This window comes from Erwinia rhapontici, assembly GCF_012271765.1.
Taxonomy (GTDB): Bacteria; Pseudomonadota; Gammaproteobacteria; order Enterobacterales; family Enterobacteriaceae; genus Erwinia; species Erwinia rhapontici.
The window spans coordinates 55,523-71,438 of record NZ_VRKO01000017.1; the positions used below are offsets into that span (position 1 = coordinate 55,523).

The 15,916-nt window shown below is 54.3% G+C and carries 14 protein-coding genes; 6 read left to right on the forward strand and 8 right to left on the reverse strand.

Annotation, left to right across the window (positions count from 1 at the left end; translation table 11 throughout):
- Nucleotides 1-42 precede the first annotated feature (42 nt).
- Nucleotides 43-936: an EamA family transporter RarD gene (gene rarD / locus FVB43_RS21955; RefSeq protein WP_133846840.1), complete on the reverse strand. Its 894-nt coding sequence runs from the start codon at nt 934-936 to the stop codon at nt 43-45.
- A gap of 4 nt (nt 937-940) precedes the next feature.
- Nucleotides 941-1,411 carry a thioesterase family protein gene (locus FVB43_RS21960; protein WP_133846839.1) on the reverse strand — a complete coding sequence of 157 codons (471 nt, stop codon included), beginning with the start codon at nt 1,409-1,411 and terminating at the stop codon, nt 941-943.
- 173 nt (nt 1,412-1,584) lie between these two features.
- On the opposite strand from FVB43_RS21960, the gene pldA reads away from it, so the two are divergent.
- Together pldA and recQ are read left to right on the forward strand one after the other, a co-directional pair.
- Nucleotides 1,585-2,463: a phospholipase A gene (gene pldA / locus FVB43_RS21965; protein ID WP_133846838.1), complete on the forward strand. Its 879-nt coding sequence runs from the start codon at nt 1,585-1,587 to the stop codon at nt 2,461-2,463.
- Between the two features lie 67 nt (nt 2,464-2,530).
- Entirely contained in the window at nt 2,531-4,363 is a 1,833-nt protein-coding gene (recQ, locus tag FVB43_RS21970; protein ID WP_133846837.1) for an ATP-dependent DNA helicase RecQ, read from the forward strand.
- A gap of 78 nt (nt 4,364-4,441) precedes the next feature.
- On the opposite strand, the gene rhtB is transcribed toward recQ, so the two are convergent.
- Nucleotides 4,442-5,065, reverse strand: a complete 624-nt coding sequence (gene rhtB / locus FVB43_RS21975) for a homoserine/homoserine lactone efflux protein (protein WP_133846836.1) — start codon at nt 5,063-5,065, stop codon at nt 4,442-4,444.
- 115 nt (nt 5,066-5,180) lie between these two features.
- Here rhtB and pldB point away from each other — a divergent pair, with 115 nt between their 5' ends.
- On the forward strand, nt 5,181-6,173 hold the full coding sequence (gene pldB / locus FVB43_RS21980; protein ID WP_159338544.1) for a lysophospholipase L2: 993 nt from the start codon (nt 5,181-5,183) through the stop codon (nt 6,171-6,173).
- 63 nt (nt 6,174-6,236) lie between these two features.
- Nucleotides 6,237-7,037 (forward strand): sugar/pyridoxal phosphate phosphatase YigL, encoded by an 801-nt coding sequence (gene yigL / locus FVB43_RS21985; RefSeq protein WP_133846834.1) that lies wholly within the window; start codon nt 6,237-6,239, stop codon nt 7,035-7,037.
- Nucleotides 7,038-7,086: 49 nt separating this feature from the next.
- Here the strand turns inward: yigL and glpQ are convergent, their stop codons facing one another.
- From glpQ to metR, 4 genes are all read right to left on the reverse strand, one after another.
- Nucleotides 7,087-8,136: a glycerophosphodiester phosphodiesterase gene (gene glpQ, locus FVB43_RS21990; protein WP_167864783.1), complete on the reverse strand. Its 1,050-nt coding sequence runs from the start codon at nt 8,134-8,136 to the stop codon at nt 7,087-7,089.
- Between the two features lie 14 nt (nt 8,137-8,150).
- Entirely contained in the window at nt 8,151-9,497 is a 1,347-nt protein-coding gene (gene glpT, locus FVB43_RS21995; RefSeq protein WP_167864784.1) for a glycerol-3-phosphate transporter, read from the reverse strand.
- Nucleotides 9,498-9,862: 365 nt separating this feature from the next.
- The gene (locus FVB43_RS22000) at nt 9,863-10,336 is read right to left on the reverse strand and encodes a YehS family protein (protein WP_133846831.1); all 474 of its coding nucleotides are present in this window, start codon (nt 10,334-10,336) and stop codon (nt 9,863-9,865) included.
- A gap of 146 nt (nt 10,337-10,482) precedes the next feature.
- Nucleotides 10,483-11,421: an HTH-type transcriptional regulator MetR gene (metR, locus tag FVB43_RS22005; protein ID WP_167864785.1), complete on the reverse strand. Its 939-nt coding sequence runs from the start codon at nt 11,419-11,421 to the stop codon at nt 10,483-10,485.
- 251 nt (nt 11,422-11,672) lie between these two features.
- Between metR and metE the strand changes: the two genes are divergently transcribed.
- On the forward strand, nt 11,673-13,946 hold the full coding sequence (metE, locus tag FVB43_RS22010; protein WP_167864786.1) for a 5-methyltetrahydropteroyltriglutamate--homocysteine S-methyltransferase: 2,274 nt from the start codon (nt 11,673-11,675) through the stop codon (nt 13,944-13,946).
- A gap of 49 nt (nt 13,947-13,995) precedes the next feature.
- Here metE and FVB43_RS22015 read toward each other — a convergent pair whose 3' ends face one another.
- The gene (locus FVB43_RS22015) at nt 13,996-14,832 is read right to left on the reverse strand and encodes a dienelactone hydrolase family protein (protein WP_133846828.1); all 837 of its coding nucleotides are present in this window, start codon (nt 14,830-14,832) and stop codon (nt 13,996-13,998) included.
- Nucleotides 14,833-15,127: 295 nt separating this feature from the next.
- On the opposite strand from FVB43_RS22015, the gene udp reads away from it, so the two are divergent.
- Entirely contained in the window at nt 15,128-15,889 is a 762-nt protein-coding gene (udp, locus tag FVB43_RS22020) for a uridine phosphorylase (RefSeq protein ID WP_133846827.1), read from the forward strand.
- The last annotated feature ends 27 nt before the right edge of the window (nt 15,890-15,916 follow it).

Consider the following 15,916-nt stretch of genomic DNA (forward strand, 5'->3'; position numbering starts at 1 on the left):
AAAATCGCCTGAGAGGCGATTTTTTTATTTCTGCTTATCGCGCTATACGGCCGACGATCGGCGTAATGCCAACAGAGCATCGGCAATAAAGAGCGCCAGCGCTGTCCAGATAAAGCCAAAGGTCACGACTTTATCGGGTGTCATTTGCTCTCCGTAAAATAATACGGCTAGCAGGAACATCAGCGTGGGTGCCATATACTGGAAAAAGCCGACGGTGGACAGTTTCAAACGTGTACAAGCGGCAGTAAACAGCATCAGCGGAACCGTGGTGATCACCCCGGCAGCGGCCAGCATCAAGTTGAGGCTCAGTGGGTTGCTTCCCAGATGGCTGGTGGGGCTGTCGGCTATCGCGAACAGATAGATAGCCGCAGGGATTAACAGCCAGCTGGTTTCAATCAGCATTCCGCTTTGGGCATCAACGGCTATTTTTTTACGCAGCAAGCCATAGAATGAAAAGCTGATGGCGAGACTGAGAGCGATCACCGGCACGGAACCAAACTGCCACACCTGTATCAGTACGCCGCAGGCCGCGAGTGCCACTGCCAGCCATTGCAGGCGCCGGAAGCGTTCCCCGAGAAACACCATCCCCACCAGAACGTTCAGCAACGGGTTAATAAAGTAACCCAGACTGGCCTCCAGCAAATGGTGATTATTCACCGCCCAGATATACAGCAGCCAGTTACCGCAAATCACAACGGCGGAGAGCGCCAGCAGCAGCACCTTTTTGGGGTGCTGGATAACCGTACGGACATTGCGCCAGTGTCGGCTGGCGGTGAGCAGCACCAGCATAAAGAAAAATGACCAGATCACCCGGTGGGTCATAATTTCCCCGGGGGCAACTTGCTGGATGAGCTTGAAGTAAACCGGAGCAATGCCCCAGATAAAATAAGCGCCCAGAGCAAAGAAAATGCCCTGGCGAGTGTGCTGTGGATTCATGAAGTTAACCGATCAGATAGGTAGCAGTGGCGCTGGCAATATGAACACCGACATCGTTATGTAACTCGACCCTGGCAACCGACACTTTATTACCACCACGTAACAGACTGCTGCTGGCCGTAAAGCGTTCACCACGGCCGGGACGCAGATAATCCACCCGCAGGTCGATGGTTCCCATGCGCGACAGGCGCTGGCGTAGCTCCTCTTCAGTGATGCTTTCCTGGCGTGTCAGCGCGCTGGTGACACACACCAGACCGGCAGCGACATCCAGTACGGAAGCGATCACGCCACCGTGCAATATTTTCTGAGCAGAGTTACCGACCAGCATGGTCTGGTTCGCCAGGCTTATCTCTGCGTAATCCGACTCCAGTCGGTCCAGCTCCAGCCCCAGTGCGCGATTGAACGGCATGTGGTAGACAAAAATCTCGCCAATCAGGCGGCGAGCGGCAGCCTGATCCATAGGTACTGCTGACATTAGCGGGTCTTCCTGTAATGCGGTCTGAATGAAAAATCAGGTTAACGGAGTGTGTATAATATGCTTCGTTGACGGTGCTTTCCACTTTCGGAAATGAGCACTAATCCCCCAGGATGTTTCTGTGTAGAATGGCGTGCTTTTTATTCACTTATCCGCCTCTCTGGGAGAATCCTATGGCTCTGCTGAAAGGATTGCTGGCGTCAGCAATTCTGTTTCCGACGTTGGTGCTGGCACAGACCGCTACCGTAAAAGATGTCCACGATCAGCCTGCGGTTCGCGGCAGCATTATTGCCAATTTGCTGGAGAAGCACGATAACCCGTTTATCTTGTTCCCTTACGAAAACAACTATCTGCTTTACACGGATACCAGCAATATCAACAAGGAAGCGATCGAGTCTTACGACTGGGGAAATAAAGCCAAACATGATGAAGTGAAGTTCCAGTTAAGCCTGGCCTTCCCGTTATGGCGTGGCATTCTCGGCGATAACTCGGTGCTGGCGGCGTCCTATACTCAACGGTCCTGGTGGCAGTTATCTAATCGTGGTGCCTCTTCACCGTTTCGTGAAACCAACTACCAGCCGCAGATCTTTCTTGGCTGGGCCACGGATTACTCTTTCGCTGGCTGGACGTTACGCGATGTGGAAACGGGCCTGAATCATGAGTCTAACGGCCGATCCGATCCGACATCGCGCAGCTGGAACCGTGTCTATGCCCGACTTATGGCAGAAAACGGCAATTGGATGGTTGAGGTCAAACCCTGGTACCGTCTTCCAGAAAGTGAAAATAATGACGATAACCCGGATATCACTAAGTACATGGGTTATTATCGCCTGACGGTGGGCTACCAGTGGGGCGAGAGCATCTTCAGCGTGAGGAGCAACTACAACTGGAACAGCGGCTACGGCGGCGCTGAACTGGGCTGGAGCTACCCGATGACCGATCATGTGCGTTTCTATACGCAGGTGTTTAGTGGTTATGGCGAATCGTTAATCGACTATAACCACCGTCAAACGCGCGTCGGTGTGGGCGTGACGCTCAACGACCTGTTCTAAGGTCGTCGTGACCGGGTTGAGCAATCAACCCGGCCAGAATTCTTGTTATTTCAGATGTGGGGACAACGTGTCTACGGCAGCAGTCATCAATAAAGAAACGCTGGCAGAGCAGGTATTACGCGATACCTTCGGCTATCAGCAGTTTCGTCCGGGGCAACAAACCATCATTCAGGAGTCGCTCAACGGGCGTGACTGTCTGGTCGTTATGCCAACCGGCGGCGGAAAATCACTCTGTTATCAGATCCCTGCACTGGTGCGTGAGGGGCTGACGCTGGTGGTGTCGCCGTTGATCTCGTTGATGAAAGACCAGGTCGACCAACTGCTTGCAAACGGCGTTGCGGCGGCCTGCCTCAATTCGACGCAGAACCGTGAAGAGCAGCAGGAAGTGATGGCAGGCTGCCGTACCGGTCGCATCCGTCTACTGTACATTGCCCCTGAACGTCTGATGATGGACAACTTCCTCGAGCAGCTGACGCACTGGAATCCGGCGATGCTGGCGGTGGATGAAGCCCACTGTATTTCCCAGTGGGGCCACGACTTCCGCCCAGAATACGGTGCGCTGGGCCAGCTACGTCATCGCCTGCCGGATGTCCCGGTGATGGCGCTGACCGCCACCGCCGATGAAACCACGCGTAACGACATTGCCCGTCTGCTGCAGCTTGATGACCCGCTCATCCAGGTCAGTAGCTTTGACCGCCCCAATATCCGCTATACGCTGGTGGAAAAATTCAAACCTACCGAACAGCTGCTGCGCTATGTGCAGGATCAGCGCGGCAAGTGCGGCATCATTTACTGTAACAGCCGGGCCAAAGTGGAAGACACCGCAGCACGTCTGCAAAGCCGTGGCCTGAGCGTTGGCGCCTATCATGCGGGCATGGATAACGCACACCGTGCTCATGTGCAGGAAGCCTTCCAGCGCGATGACCTGCAAATCGTGGTGGCGACCGTGGCTTTTGGTATGGGCATTAACAAACCCAACGTGCGTTTTGTGGTGCACTTTGATATCCCGCGCAATATCGAATCCTACTATCAGGAAACCGGGCGTGCGGGGCGTGATGGCCTGCCAGCCGAGGCGCTGCTGCTGTACGATCCGGCCGATATGGCCTGGTTGCGTAAGTGTCTGGAAGAGAAAACACCGGGGCCGCTACAGGATATTGAACGCCATAAGCTGAATGCGATGGGTGCGTTTGCCGAAGCGCAGACCTGCCGTCGTCTGGTCTTGCTGAACTATTTTGGTGAGGGGCGTCAGCAGCCTTGCGACAACTGCGATATCTGCCTTGATCCACCGCGCCGCTATGATGGCCTGGTCGAGGCGCAAAAAGCACTCTCCTGCATTTATCGCGTTGGGCAGCGTTTTGGTATGGGGTATATCGTCGAGATCCTGCGCGGCGCCAATAACCAGCGCATCCGCGATATGCAGCACGACAAATTACCGGTGTATGGCATCGGCCGTGAGCAGAGCCATGAGCACTGGACCAGCGTGTTACGCCAGTTGATTCACCTTGGGCTGGTGACGCAAAACATCGCCATGCACTCAGCATTACAGCTGACGGAAGCCGCACGCCCCACCTTACGTGGTGAAGTGCCGCTGATGCTGGCGGTTCCTCGCCTGGTGAGTATTAAACCGCGTAACAGCAGCCAGAAATCCTATGGCGGAAGTTATGACCGCAAGCTGTTTGCCAAACTGCGCAAGCTGCGTAAATCCATCGCCGATGAAGCCAATGTTCCGCCATATGTGGTGTTTAACGATGCAACGCTGATTGAAATGGCGGAGCAAATGCCGCTGACAGCATCCGAGATGTTGAGTGTGAATGGCGTCGGGCATAAGAAGCTGGAGCGTTTTGGCAGGCCGTTTATGGTGATGATCAAAGAACATGTCGACGGTGAAGACGACGAGTAATGTTTGATGTGGGCCGATCGATAAATTATCGGCCGCGACAGTTTTTGTAGGGGGCGGGCATGCCCGACCCGGGTTCTGTCAGGCGATTCTTCGTGCCGAGGCCAGCAGTGCACCTACCGCAATAAACAAGCCCCCAAAAATCCGGTTTAGCAATTTCATCTGATGCGGTCCTTTGATCCACGCGGAGATGCGTGTGGCCAGCGTGGCATAGCCAATCATCACGATAATATCCACCACTACGGTCGTGACGCCCAAGACCAGATACTGCATCGCCTGCGGCTGATGTGGCAGAATGAACTGCGGGAAGAGGGCAGCCAGGAACACAATACTTTTTGGATTGGTCAGATTCACCAGCACGGCGCGTTTAAACAGCCTACGACGCGGCATCGCTTTGGCAACCGCATTCAGATCGATCGCCCCGGCCGATCGCCACTGTTGAATACCCAGCCAGACCAGGTAGCCCGCCCCGGCCCATTTAAGAATTTCAAAGGCCAGTAACGACTGGGAAAACAGTGCACCCAGCCCGATGCCAACCAGCACAATATGCAGTGACAGCCCAACCTGAAGGCCGGAGATTGAGGCGACCGCACCCCGATAACCGTGGCTGATACCGGTGCTCATGGTATTGATTGCGCCAGAACCTGGCGACAGACTTAAGATGCTGGTTGTTAACAGATAGGTCAGCCACCACTCGATGGTCATGCGTAAAACTCCCGAAAAACGCTCATTTGTGACACAATACGTTATTGTTGAATGCGGCGCTACGGGGAACCCTGCCCCTTTTTTTAAGGGAGAGTCCTTTCTGGAAATGAGCCTGATGGAACATCGTAAACACAACTGGACGACGCGGGAAAAAGCCTTTGCGGCATTTGCTACAGGCCCGTTGCTGGATTTCTGGAAATTGCGTGAAGAGGATGAGTTTTTCGGTGTTGAAAACATCCCGATCCGCTACGTCCGTTTCATCTCACCGCAACACGATAAGGTGATACTGCTGTGCCCGGGGCGCATTGAAAGCTATGTGAAATACCCGGAGCTGGCCTATGACCTGTTCCATAGCGGTTATGATGTCATCATTATCGATCATCGCGGGCAGGGACGATCCGGGCGGTTATTGCAGGATTCTCACCGTGGCCATGTGGTTGAATTCGAAGATTATGTCGACGACCTCGAAACCCTGTATTTGAAAGAGATTGTCACACGTCACTATCGCCGCCGTTATGCACTGGCCCATTCGATGGGCGGGGCGATACTGGCGCTGATGCTGGCTCGCCAGCCTGCGGCGTTTGATGCAGTGGCGCTGGCATCGCCGATGTTTGGCATCTTCCTGCCGATGCCGTTATGGATGGCCAACTCTATCCTTAATTGGGCGGAAAAATATCCGACGGTACGCGAGGGTTATGCACTGGGGACCGGAAAATGGCATGCGCGCCCGTTCGCCATTAACGAACTGACACACAGCCGTGAACGCTATCGCCGTAACCTGCGCTTTTATGCCGACGACCCGGGCTTGCGTGTGGGTGGCCCCACTTATCACTGGGTGAGAGAAGGGGTACGCGCCGGGCACAGTATTTTAAGCCAGGCGGCGAAGATATCGACGCCGCTGCTGCTGCTCCAGGCCGCTGACGATAAAGTGGTGGATAACCGCGCTCAGGATCTGTTTTGCCAGACGATGGTGGCCGCCGGCCAGCCCTGCGAAGGGGGTAAGCCGATGATTATCGACGGTGCCCGCCACGAGATCCTGTTTGAGAAAGACAGCATGCGCAGCGAAGCGCTGGAGGCCATCCTGGCCTTTTTTTCCCGCCACTGCTGAGTGGACAGAATGACTTTGCCGGTGGGTACTGACAGCCCGCCAGAAATATTAATCAGAGGTGTTATGTACCGTATTGTTGCTTCAGATCTGGATGGCACGCTGCTGTCACCGGACCACACGCTTTCCCCTTATGCCCGCGAAACGTTACAGTTGCTGACACGTAAAGGCATCCATTTTGTCTTTGCAACGGGCCGCCATTACATCGACGTGGCGCAGATGCGTGACAGCCTGGGCATCGATGCTTACATGATCACCTCAAATGGGGCGCGGGTGCATAACACCGCCGGTGAGCTGGTTTTCAGTCACAACCTGGATGAAGATATCGCGCTTGAACTGTTCGCCATGCAGCACGCCAACCCTGATATCTACACCAACGTGTATCGGGATGAAGAGTGGTTCCTGAACCGCCACCGTCCTGAAGAGATGGATTTCTTCCGCGAGTCTGACTTCAACTATCAGATCTATGAGCCGGGCCAGCTGTCGACCGACGGCATCAGCAAGGTGTTCTTCACCTGCGCGATCCCGGAACTGCTGGTCCCACTGGAGTTGGCGCTGATTGCGCGCTGGGGTGATCGGGTTAACGTCAGCTTCTCGCTGCCAACCTGCCTGGAAGTGATGGCGGGCGGTGTGTCGAAAGGGCACGCGCTGGATGCGGTATCAAAATCACTGGGCTTCTCGTTACAGGAGTGCATTGCCTTTGGTGACGGTATGAATGATAAAGAGATGCTGAGTATGGCGGGCAAAGGCTGCATCATGAGCAACTCTCATCAGCGCCTGAAAGATATCTTACCGGAGCTGGAAGTGATCGGGTCGAATGCCGATCAGGCCGTGCCGAACTTCCTGCGTCAGCTGTATCACGTGTAAGTCTGCAGGGCCGATCAACTGTTCGATCGGCCCTTTAGTCATCCGATAGTTATCGACCTAAGAAACGAACGGCTTTATCCGGGAAATCGGTAAACAGACCATCAACCTCCGCTTTGTTGTACAGCAGGTCGTACAGCTGATCGACGTTGCTGACATAAGGCGGTAGCTGATCGGCGCGTACCGTGTACGGATGCACCACCAGATGATTCTGGTGTGCCTCTTTCACCATATCGTTCAGCGGCACATTGCCGGTTTTTGCGCCTGGCGCCACCAGCATATGGTAATCCGGGCCGATACCGTCGGCGTATTGGGCGATGGTTTTCATCGCACCCGGCGCAAACATCCAATCGTAATCGTAGTTCACCCACTTACCGTCGCGCTGCTCCTGAGTTTCATCCCATTTGGTATAGGCGATCAGCTGCACCAGCTTCAGATTCATTCCCCGCTGAGGTTCCAGCTCGGTCTTGATGCGCTTCACTTCGTTATAGTCAAAGCACTGCACATAAACCTTATCGGTCTTACTGCTGTAACCATACTGCTTCAGGACATCCAGCACTTTGGCAGAGATATCCTTGCCTTCTTTGCGGTGGAACCACGGGGCTTTAATTTCGGTATAAATCCCGATGTCTTTGCCGGTGGAGTGGTTCAGGCCCTGAATAAACTCCAGTTCTTCCTCAAAGGTATGAACACGGAAATCAGATTTCCCCATCGGGAAGCGGTCTGGGAAGGTCTGCACCTTTTTGCCGTTTTCAAGCGTAAAGCCTTCGGTAAACGCCAGGCTCTTGATCTCGGTAAGGGTAAAGTCGATAGCGTAATAACGTCCGTCAGCCCGTGCGCGATGGGGGAAACGCGTGGCAACATCCGTCACCCGATCCAGATAGTGGTCATGCAGCACCACCAGATGATCGTCTTTGGTCATCACCAGATCCTGCTCAAGGTAATCCGCTCCCTGAGCATAGGCCATCGCTTTTGCCGGCAGGCTGTGTTCCGGCAGATAACCGCTGGCCCCACGATGCGCAATCACGACAGGCGAAGAACTCGCGGCTGTCGCCGCGAGAGAGGTGGTGAGAAGTAAGGTAGCGATAACGTTTTTCAACATAATGTTCCCTTCAATCAGAGTGAGTTCAGGCCCTGTTTGTGTTTCTTCTCGCTGAACATCGTCATCGTCAGCAGGATCACCGCCAGCACACAGCCGCCGATCATAATGATAAAGCCGCCATCCCAGCCGAAGTAATCAACGGTATAGCCGACGATAGCACTGGCGGCAACGGACCCACCGAGGTAGCCAAACAGACCGGTAAAGCCTGCTGCGGTACCCGCCGCTTTCTTCGGTGCCAGCTCCAGGGCATGCAGACCAATCAGCATCACCGGGCCATAAATCAGGAAGCCAATAATCATCATACAGGCCATATCCACACCAGGATTACCTGCCGGGTTCATCCAGTACACGATGGTGGCAATGGTGACCAGCACCATAAAGAACACGCCTGTTGCACCACGGTTACCTTTAAAGACTTTATCCGACATCCAGCCGCACAGCAGCGTACCCGGGATACCGGCGTACTCGTAGAAGAAGTAAGCCCACGATGATTTATCCAGCGTGAAGTGTTTCACTTCTTTCAGGTAGGTCGGTGACCAGTCGAGGATGCCGTAACGCAGCAGGTAAACAAACACGTTAGCCAGCGCGATATACCACAGCAGTTTGTTCGGCAGGATGTACTGCATAAAGATCTGCTTAGCCGTTAGCTCATCTTCATGTTTCTCATCATAGTTCGGTGGATAGTCGTTTTTGTACTCCTCAATCGGCGGCAGGCCGCAAGACTGCGGGGTATCACGCATCAGCGCAAAAGCAATGATGGCGATAACAATGGCACCAAAAGCAGGCATATACAGCGCCGCTTTCCAGTCGTTAAACCAGGCCATACCGAGCAGGAACAGCAGTGGAGGGATACCACCACCGACGTTATGCGCACAGTTCCAGACGGAAACAATGCCGCCGCGCTCTTTCTGTGACCACCAGTGCACCATTGTACGACCGCACGGCGGCCAGCCCATCCCCTGGAACCATCCACACAGGAACAGCAGTACAAACATCACCATGATGCTGGACGTTGCCCAGGGGACAAAGCCCATAAACAACATGACTGCCGCGGCAAGTATCAGGCCAGCAGGTAAGAAGACGCGCGGGTTGGAGCGGTCAGAGACCGACCCCATAATGAATTTTGAGAAACCGTAGGCGATAGAGATGCCGGAGAGCGCAAAGCCGAGGTCACCACGTGAGAAACCCTGTTCAACCAGGTAGGGCATCGCGAGGGCAAAGTTCTTACGCACCAGGTAGTAGGCAGCATAACCGAAGAATATCCCCAGAAAGATCTGCCAGCGTAGCTTGCGGTATAACGGGTCAACGCGGCTGTCATCAACGCGGGGCTGATGTGCAGCAGGTTTGAAAAAACGTAACATTTTGGCCTCCCATGGCTCGAAAGACTGACATCCGGCTTCGAATGCGCAGAGTAGAGGAACAGGATCCTGTTAAAACAGGAATAAATGTTCCATTTCGCGCATAGCGTAGTCGTAATCAGAACAACTGACTGTGAAGAATGGCGCAAATGTTACAGTTTTATGACGAGATGGCTATATCTACATCACAAATCGGTGTTTTATTTTCATAATGAAACTATAAAGTGTGAGGATAGTCACATATGCAAACCCAGATAAAGGCTGTGGGTTTCGTTTGGTGAGTGATTTTGTTCTAAAAGGAAGGTTTTAATCTGGCAGAAGAACAAAGATTAACGCCAGCAGATGGCGTTAATCAGTCAGTCAATCGCTTAGGCTTTCTTCACCGGACGGATTTTCATCGTCAGGCCTTTGAGGAAGTTACGCAGAATTTGATCGCCGCATTCGCGGTAATTTTTATGCCCAGGTTTACGGAAGATCGCCCCAATTTCTGACTGTCCTACCGCAAAATCGGCACTTTTCAGTAGTTCCAGAATGTCGGTGGTTTTCAGGTCGAAGGCCACACGCAGCTTCTTCATCAGGATGTTATTGGTCATCTTGCGTTCGATAGAAGGCGCAGGTGCGTCTTCACTTTTGCCACGGCGTTCAAAAATCAAACCATTCAGAAAGTAACCCATGATGACATCAGGGCAGGGGCGATAGCCGGCTTCATCCTCTTTTTTCAGGAAGCTGTGCACTTCGGCTTCTGTTACTTCGCTCTCTGCCAGCGCCAGAATGCTCACAACTTTAGCATCGCTTAAATTCAGCATGTAACGCACGCTGCGCAGGACATCGTTATTGGTCATAGGGACTCTCTGTAGTGAAACAATTGCAGTGAGTGCAGTATAACTCGTCGTCCCTCAGGGTGCATCTGCGTTAGCGGCGTGCGCTGCCCTGAGTCACGAGCGCGGGTCAGCGTGTAACGCCAGTAGTCGACTGGCTGCCGTGCATGCTAAGGATGGCTGATGGAAGGATGTGGCACGCCAGGACGGGATGCATCACGAACCCGAGGCAGATGATCGCAGGCGTGCTGGCGGGCGGAACGAATAAAGGCTTCGACTACAGGCTGACGCTGTTCACCGTCGCGCACTGCCGCATACAGGCGGCTCCAAAGGCCCTCTCCCAGCGTTTTCGTTACCACCAGTCCCTGATGCTCAAAACTCTCCACTACCCAGTGTGGCAGCGCAGCAATCCCCATCTGTGCAGACACCATCTGAATCAGCAGTAGCGTGTTGTCTACGCTTTTCAACGTTGGGCTGACATCGGCCGGCTGTAAGAAATGACGCCAGATATCCAGGCGTTGGCGCTGAACCGGATAAATCATCAGCACCTCACTGGCCAGGTCTTCCGGTGAAATATGCGCCTTTTGCGCCAGGGGATGATCCGGTGCCAGCACCAGGCGGACTTCGAAATCAAACATAGGTGAATAAAACAGCCCACTGCGCGGCAGAATATCGGAGGTCAGTACCACATCCAGCTCTCCCTGTTGCAGGGCGGGCTGCGGGTCAAATGTCATCCCCGATTTGAAATCCATCACCACCTGCGGCCAGCTCTTGCGGAAATTGTTCAGCGCCGGGGTCAGCCACTGAATACAACTGTGGCATTCAATAGCGATGCGCAATGTGGTCTGGTGCGGTTCATGGCAGGCCTGCAATGCCTGCTGGATTTGCGGCAGCACCTGTTCCGCCAGTTGCAGCAAAAGTTCTCCCTGTGGCGTGAAACGCAGCGGCTGGCTTTTACGTACAAACAGCCGGAACCCCAGACGTTGCTCCAGGTCGCTGAACTGATGAGATAACGCTGACTGCGTTTGATGAAGCTGGGCCGCCGCCGCCGCCAGTGAACCTGTCGTTCGCAACGCTTGCAGCGTCCGCAGGTGTTTAAGTTCGATCATGAGAGTCCTTCACATCGACAGTGAATATTTTGCGCTTGTGGTTGATACAGTACCTGCACAATATAGCGGTGTAAACATCTGGACGTCTAAATGATTCGCTGATGAGTTTACTTGTCATTTTACATCCCGGGCAGTGCTCAGAATCCTCACGTACTTCAGTACGCTCCGGTTCTTGCGCGCTGGCTGTGTGCACACTGACATCAGCCAATTTTGATGGTCCCGGTAAAGAACAATTTAACGAGGCACAACTGATGACTATTCTGAACCACATTCTCGGATTTCCCCGCGTTGGTCTGCGTCGCGAACTGAAAAAAGCGCAGGAAAGCTACTGGGCGGGCACCACCAGCCAGGACGATCTGCTGACGACTGGCCGTGAACTTCGTGCACGCCACTGGCAACAGCAGAAAGACGCAGGTGTGAATCTGCTGCCGGTCGGTGACTTCGCCTGGTACGATCACGTGCTGACCACCAGCCTGATGCTGGGTAACGTACCCGCGCGCCACCAGAATAAAGAGGGCTCAGTTGACCTCGATACGTTGTTCCGTCTTGGTCGTGGCCGCGCTCCGACCGGTGAACCCGCCGCCGCCGCAGAAATGACCAAATGGTTTAACACCAACTATCACTACATGGTGCCTGAATTTGTTCAGGGTCAGCAGTTCAAACTGACCTGGACCCAACTGCTGGACGAAGTCGACGAAGCGCTGGCGCTGGGCCACAAAATTAAACCTGTCTTACTGGGCCCGGTAACTTATCTTTGGCTGGGCAAAGTGAAAGGGGATCAGTTTGATCGCCTGAGCCTGTTGAAAGACATCCTGCCAGTTTACCAGCAGGTGCTGGCCGAACTGGCTAAACGCGATATCGAATGGGTGCAGATTGACGAGCCCGCGCTGGCGCTGGAACTGCCTGCCGAGTGGTTAGCTGCTTTCAAATCCGCCTATGCTGCATTGCAGGGGCACAGCAAGCTGTTGCTGACCACCTATTTCGACAGTATCGGCCAGAACATTGACATCATTACGGCACTACCGGTTCAGGGGCTGCATGTGGACCTGGTCCACGGTAACGATGATATCTCTGTGCTCAACAGCAAAGTACCGGCAAGCTGGTTGCTGTCAGTCGGGGTGATTAACGGTCGTAACGTCTGGCGTGCGGATCTGAGCCGCTGGTTTGAGCGTCTGCAGCCGCTGAGCGCTGCCCGTAAACAGCTGTGGATCGGTTCTTCCTGCTCACTGCTGCACAGCCCGATCGACCTGAGCGTGGAAACCCGTCTGGATGATGAAGTAAAAAGTTGGTTCGCCTTTGCCCTGCAAAAGTGTGCTGAACTGTCACTGCTGAGCAATGCGCTGAACAACAACGATCCGGCGTCACTGGAGGCCTGGAGTGCGCCCATTCGCGCCCGTAAACACTCCACCCGTGTTCACAATGCGGCCGTTGGCGAGCGTCTGGCCGGGATTACTGCCAAAGACAGCCAGCGTAACAGCAGCTACCTGGTGCGTGCTGAAGCACAACGTCAGCGTTTCCAGTTGCCCGCCTGGCCCACCACCACTATCGGCTCTTTCCCGCAAACCACCGAAATTCGTGGCCTGCGCCTTGATTTCAAACAAGGGCGTCTGGACGGCAATCACTACCGTACCGGCATCGCTGAACATATTAAGCAGGCCATTGCTGAGCAAGAGCGTTTAGGTCTGGACGTGCTGGTGCACGGCGAAGCGGAACGTAATGACATGGTGGAATATTTCGGTGAAAACCTGGATGGCTTTATCTTTACGCAGAATGGCTGGGTACAGAGCTACGGTTCGCGCTGTGTGAAACCGCCGGTGATTATCGGTGACGTCAGCCGCCCGCAAGCCATTACCGTTGAGTGGGCGAAGTATGCGCAGTCTCTGACCGACAAGCCGGTCAAAGGCATGCTGACCGGGCCAGTGACGATCCTGTGCTGGTCATTCCCACGTGAAGATGTGTCTCGCGAAACCATCGCAAAACAGATTGCCCTGGCACTGCGTGACGAAGTGGAAGATCTGGAAAAAGCCGGTATCGGTATCATCCAGATTGACGAACCTGCACTGCGCGAAGGTTTACCGCTGCATCGCTCCGACTGGGCTGCCTATCTGAAGTGGGCTGTGGATGCCTTCCGTTTAAACGCCGCCGTGGCGCAGGATGACACTCAGATTCACACCCACATGTGTTACTGCGAGTTCAACGACATCATGGATTCGATCGCTGCACTGGATGCCGATGTGATCACCATCGAAACCTCACGCTCGGATATGGAACTGCTGGAGTCGTTTGAAGAGTTCGACTACCCGAATGAAATCGGTCCCGGCGTTTACGATATTCACTCGCCAAACGTTCCGAGCGTGGAGTGGATGGAAGCACTGCTGCTGAAAGCGGCACAACGGATCCCGACTGAACGTCTGTGGGTTAACCCGGATTGTGGTCTGAAAACGCGTGGCTGGACAGAAACACGTCAGGCGCTGGCAAACATGGTGAAAGCGGCCCAGAACCTGCGCAGCACGCAAAAAGCCTGATGACGATGTTGTTGCTGATCATAAAGGGGCGCCAAGAGGCGCCCCTTTTTTATGCTTTTGGCGCCACGCCATGCTGTTTAAACCATGCCAGCATCCGTTGCCAGCCATCCTGAGCAGACTCCGCGTGATAGCTGGGACGATAATCCGCATTAAAGGCGTGCCCGGCATCGGGGTAAACGATAATCTCAGCGTCAGCATTCGCCGCACGCAGCGCCTGGCGCATGGTCTCCACGCTCTCCAGCGGGATACCGTCATCTTTGCCGCCGTAAAGGCCCAGGACCGGCGAATTCAGATCCACGGCAATATCCACCGGATGCTTCTGCTGCTTCATGGTTTTTTCACCCACCAGCTTGCCATACCAGGCGACCGCGGCTTTTAGCTGCGGATTGTGCGCGGCATACAGCCAGGTGATACGTCCGCCCCAGCAAAAACCGGTGGCAGCCATGTTGCGCATATCCCCGCCATGACGGGACGCCCAGTTTGCCACGTGGTCGAGATCGGCCAGTACCTGGCTGTCCGGGACCTTGCTGACGAGGTCATTGAACAGGGTGGAGATGTCGGTGTAATCCGCAGGATCACCCTGGCGGAAATAGAGTTCTGGCGCCACCGCCAGATAGCCTTCACTGGCCAGACGACGACAAATATCCCGGATATGTTCATGTACGCCAAAGATCTCCTGGACCACCAGCACTACCGGCAACAGCCCTTCGGCATGGCGCGGTTTCGCATGGAAAGCCGGCATGTTCTCACCCTGAGTAGGAATGGACGTCTCACCTGAAATAATATCGGTACTGTCAGTGATAATCGTGGTGGCTGCGGCAGGACCTGTTGCGGGTGCAAACCCTTTATTGCTCGATTCTTGCGTCGTGTTATCGTCGGTTTTCATTATCCTCTCCGTGCATGCACAAGTACGATCGGCATTCAGGGTTTAACTATAGCCCGTAATGCGATGGGATCAGGTTTCACTACGGGCTATCTCTATCACCAGATAGCCCTGAACCACAGGCCCGGATGTGTGAAAGTGCCATGATCGGATTTAATAATGTGACATCCATCACTTTTTACAATGTAATCAATGCAATTTTCATTTGTATTATCGATGTTAATCACATAAATGTTCGCCGGATTTCCTTACAGTAGCATCCCGTTAACTATCCCTCTTCCCGTGAAAGGAGTTTGAAATGGCACAGTCTGACGTTTTCCATCTTGGCTTAACGAAAGCCGATCTTCAGGGCGCCACACTGGCCATCGTGCCGGGCGACCCGGAGCGCGTGAAGAAAATTGCCGCCCTGATGGACAATCCGGTTCATCTGGCATCGCATCGTGAATTCACCACCTGGCGTGCCGAGTTATCCGGTAAACCCGTGATTGTCTGCTCAACAGGTATTGGTGGCCCGTCCACCTCGATTGCCGTGGAAGAACTGGCTCAGCTTGGAGTACGTACTTTCCTGCGCGTGGGAACCACCGGCGCGATCCAGCCTGATATCAACGTCGGTGACGTGCTGGTGACCACGGGGTCTGTGCGTCTTGATGGCGCCAGCCTGCACTTTGCTCCGCTGGAGTTCCCGGCTGTGGCGGACTTTACCTGCACCACGGCGCTGGTCGACGCGGCTAAAGCGGCTGGTGCGACCACCCATATTGGCATTACCGCCTCGTCAGACACCTTCTATCCGGGCCAGGAGCGTTATGACACCTTCTCCGGACGGGTGGTCAGCCGCTTCCAGAACTCGATGAAAGAGTGGCAGCAGATGGGCGTACTGAACTACGAAATGGAATCTGCCACGCTGCTCACCATGTGTGCCAGCCAGGGGCTGCGTGCCGGGATGGTGGCAGGGGTTATCGTCAACCGCACCCAGCAGGAAATCCCGGATGCAGAAACCATGAAACGCACCGAGAGCGATGCGGTGAAGATTGTGGTTGAGGCTGCCCGCCGTCTGATCTAATCGTTTTTCTTCTGGCCGTGCTCACGC

What these genes read in the sequence shown, in the direction of transcription:
- yigL (WP_133846834.1), top strand. Translation starts at nt 6,237, where the DNA reads ATGTACCGTATTGTTGCTTCAGATCTGGATGGCACGCTGCTGTCACCG.
- rarD (WP_133846840.1), bottom strand. Translation starts at nt 936, where the DNA reads ATGAATCCACAGCACACTCGCCAGGGCATTTTCTTTGCTCTGGGCGCT.
- pldA (WP_133846838.1), top strand. Translation starts at nt 1,585, where the DNA reads ATGGCTCTGCTGAAAGGATTGCTGGCGTCAGCAATTCTGTTTCCGACG.
- FVB43_RS21960 (WP_133846839.1), bottom strand. Translation starts at nt 1,411, where the DNA reads ATGTCAGCAGTACCTATGGATCAGGCTGCCGCTCGCCGCCTGATTGGC.
- glpQ (WP_167864783.1), bottom strand. Translation starts at nt 8,136, where the DNA reads ATGTTGAAAAACGTTATCGCTACCTTACTTCTCACCACCTCTCTCGCG.
- FVB43_RS22015 (WP_133846828.1), bottom strand. Translation starts at nt 14,832, where the DNA reads ATGAAAACCGACGATAACACGACGCAAGAATCGAGCAATAAAGGGTTT.
- FVB43_RS22000 (WP_133846831.1), bottom strand. Translation starts at nt 10,336, where the DNA reads ATGACCAATAACGATGTCCTGCGCAGCGTGCGTTACATGCTGAATTTA.
- glpT (WP_167864784.1), bottom strand. Translation starts at nt 9,497, where the DNA reads ATGTTACGTTTTTTCAAACCTGCTGCACATCAGCCCCGCGTTGATGAC.
- metE (WP_167864786.1), top strand. Translation starts at nt 11,673, where the DNA reads ATGACTATTCTGAACCACATTCTCGGATTTCCCCGCGTTGGTCTGCGT.
- udp (WP_133846827.1), top strand. Translation starts at nt 15,128, where the DNA reads ATGGCACAGTCTGACGTTTTCCATCTTGGCTTAACGAAAGCCGATCTT.
- rhtB (WP_133846836.1), bottom strand. Translation starts at nt 5,065, where the DNA reads ATGACCATCGAGTGGTGGCTGACCTATCTGTTAACAACCAGCATCTTA.
- metR (WP_167864785.1), bottom strand. Translation starts at nt 11,421, where the DNA reads ATGATCGAACTTAAACACCTGCGGACGCTGCAAGCGTTGCGAACGACA.
- pldB (WP_159338544.1), top strand. Translation starts at nt 5,181, where the DNA reads ATGGAACATCGTAAACACAACTGGACGACGCGGGAAAAAGCCTTTGCG.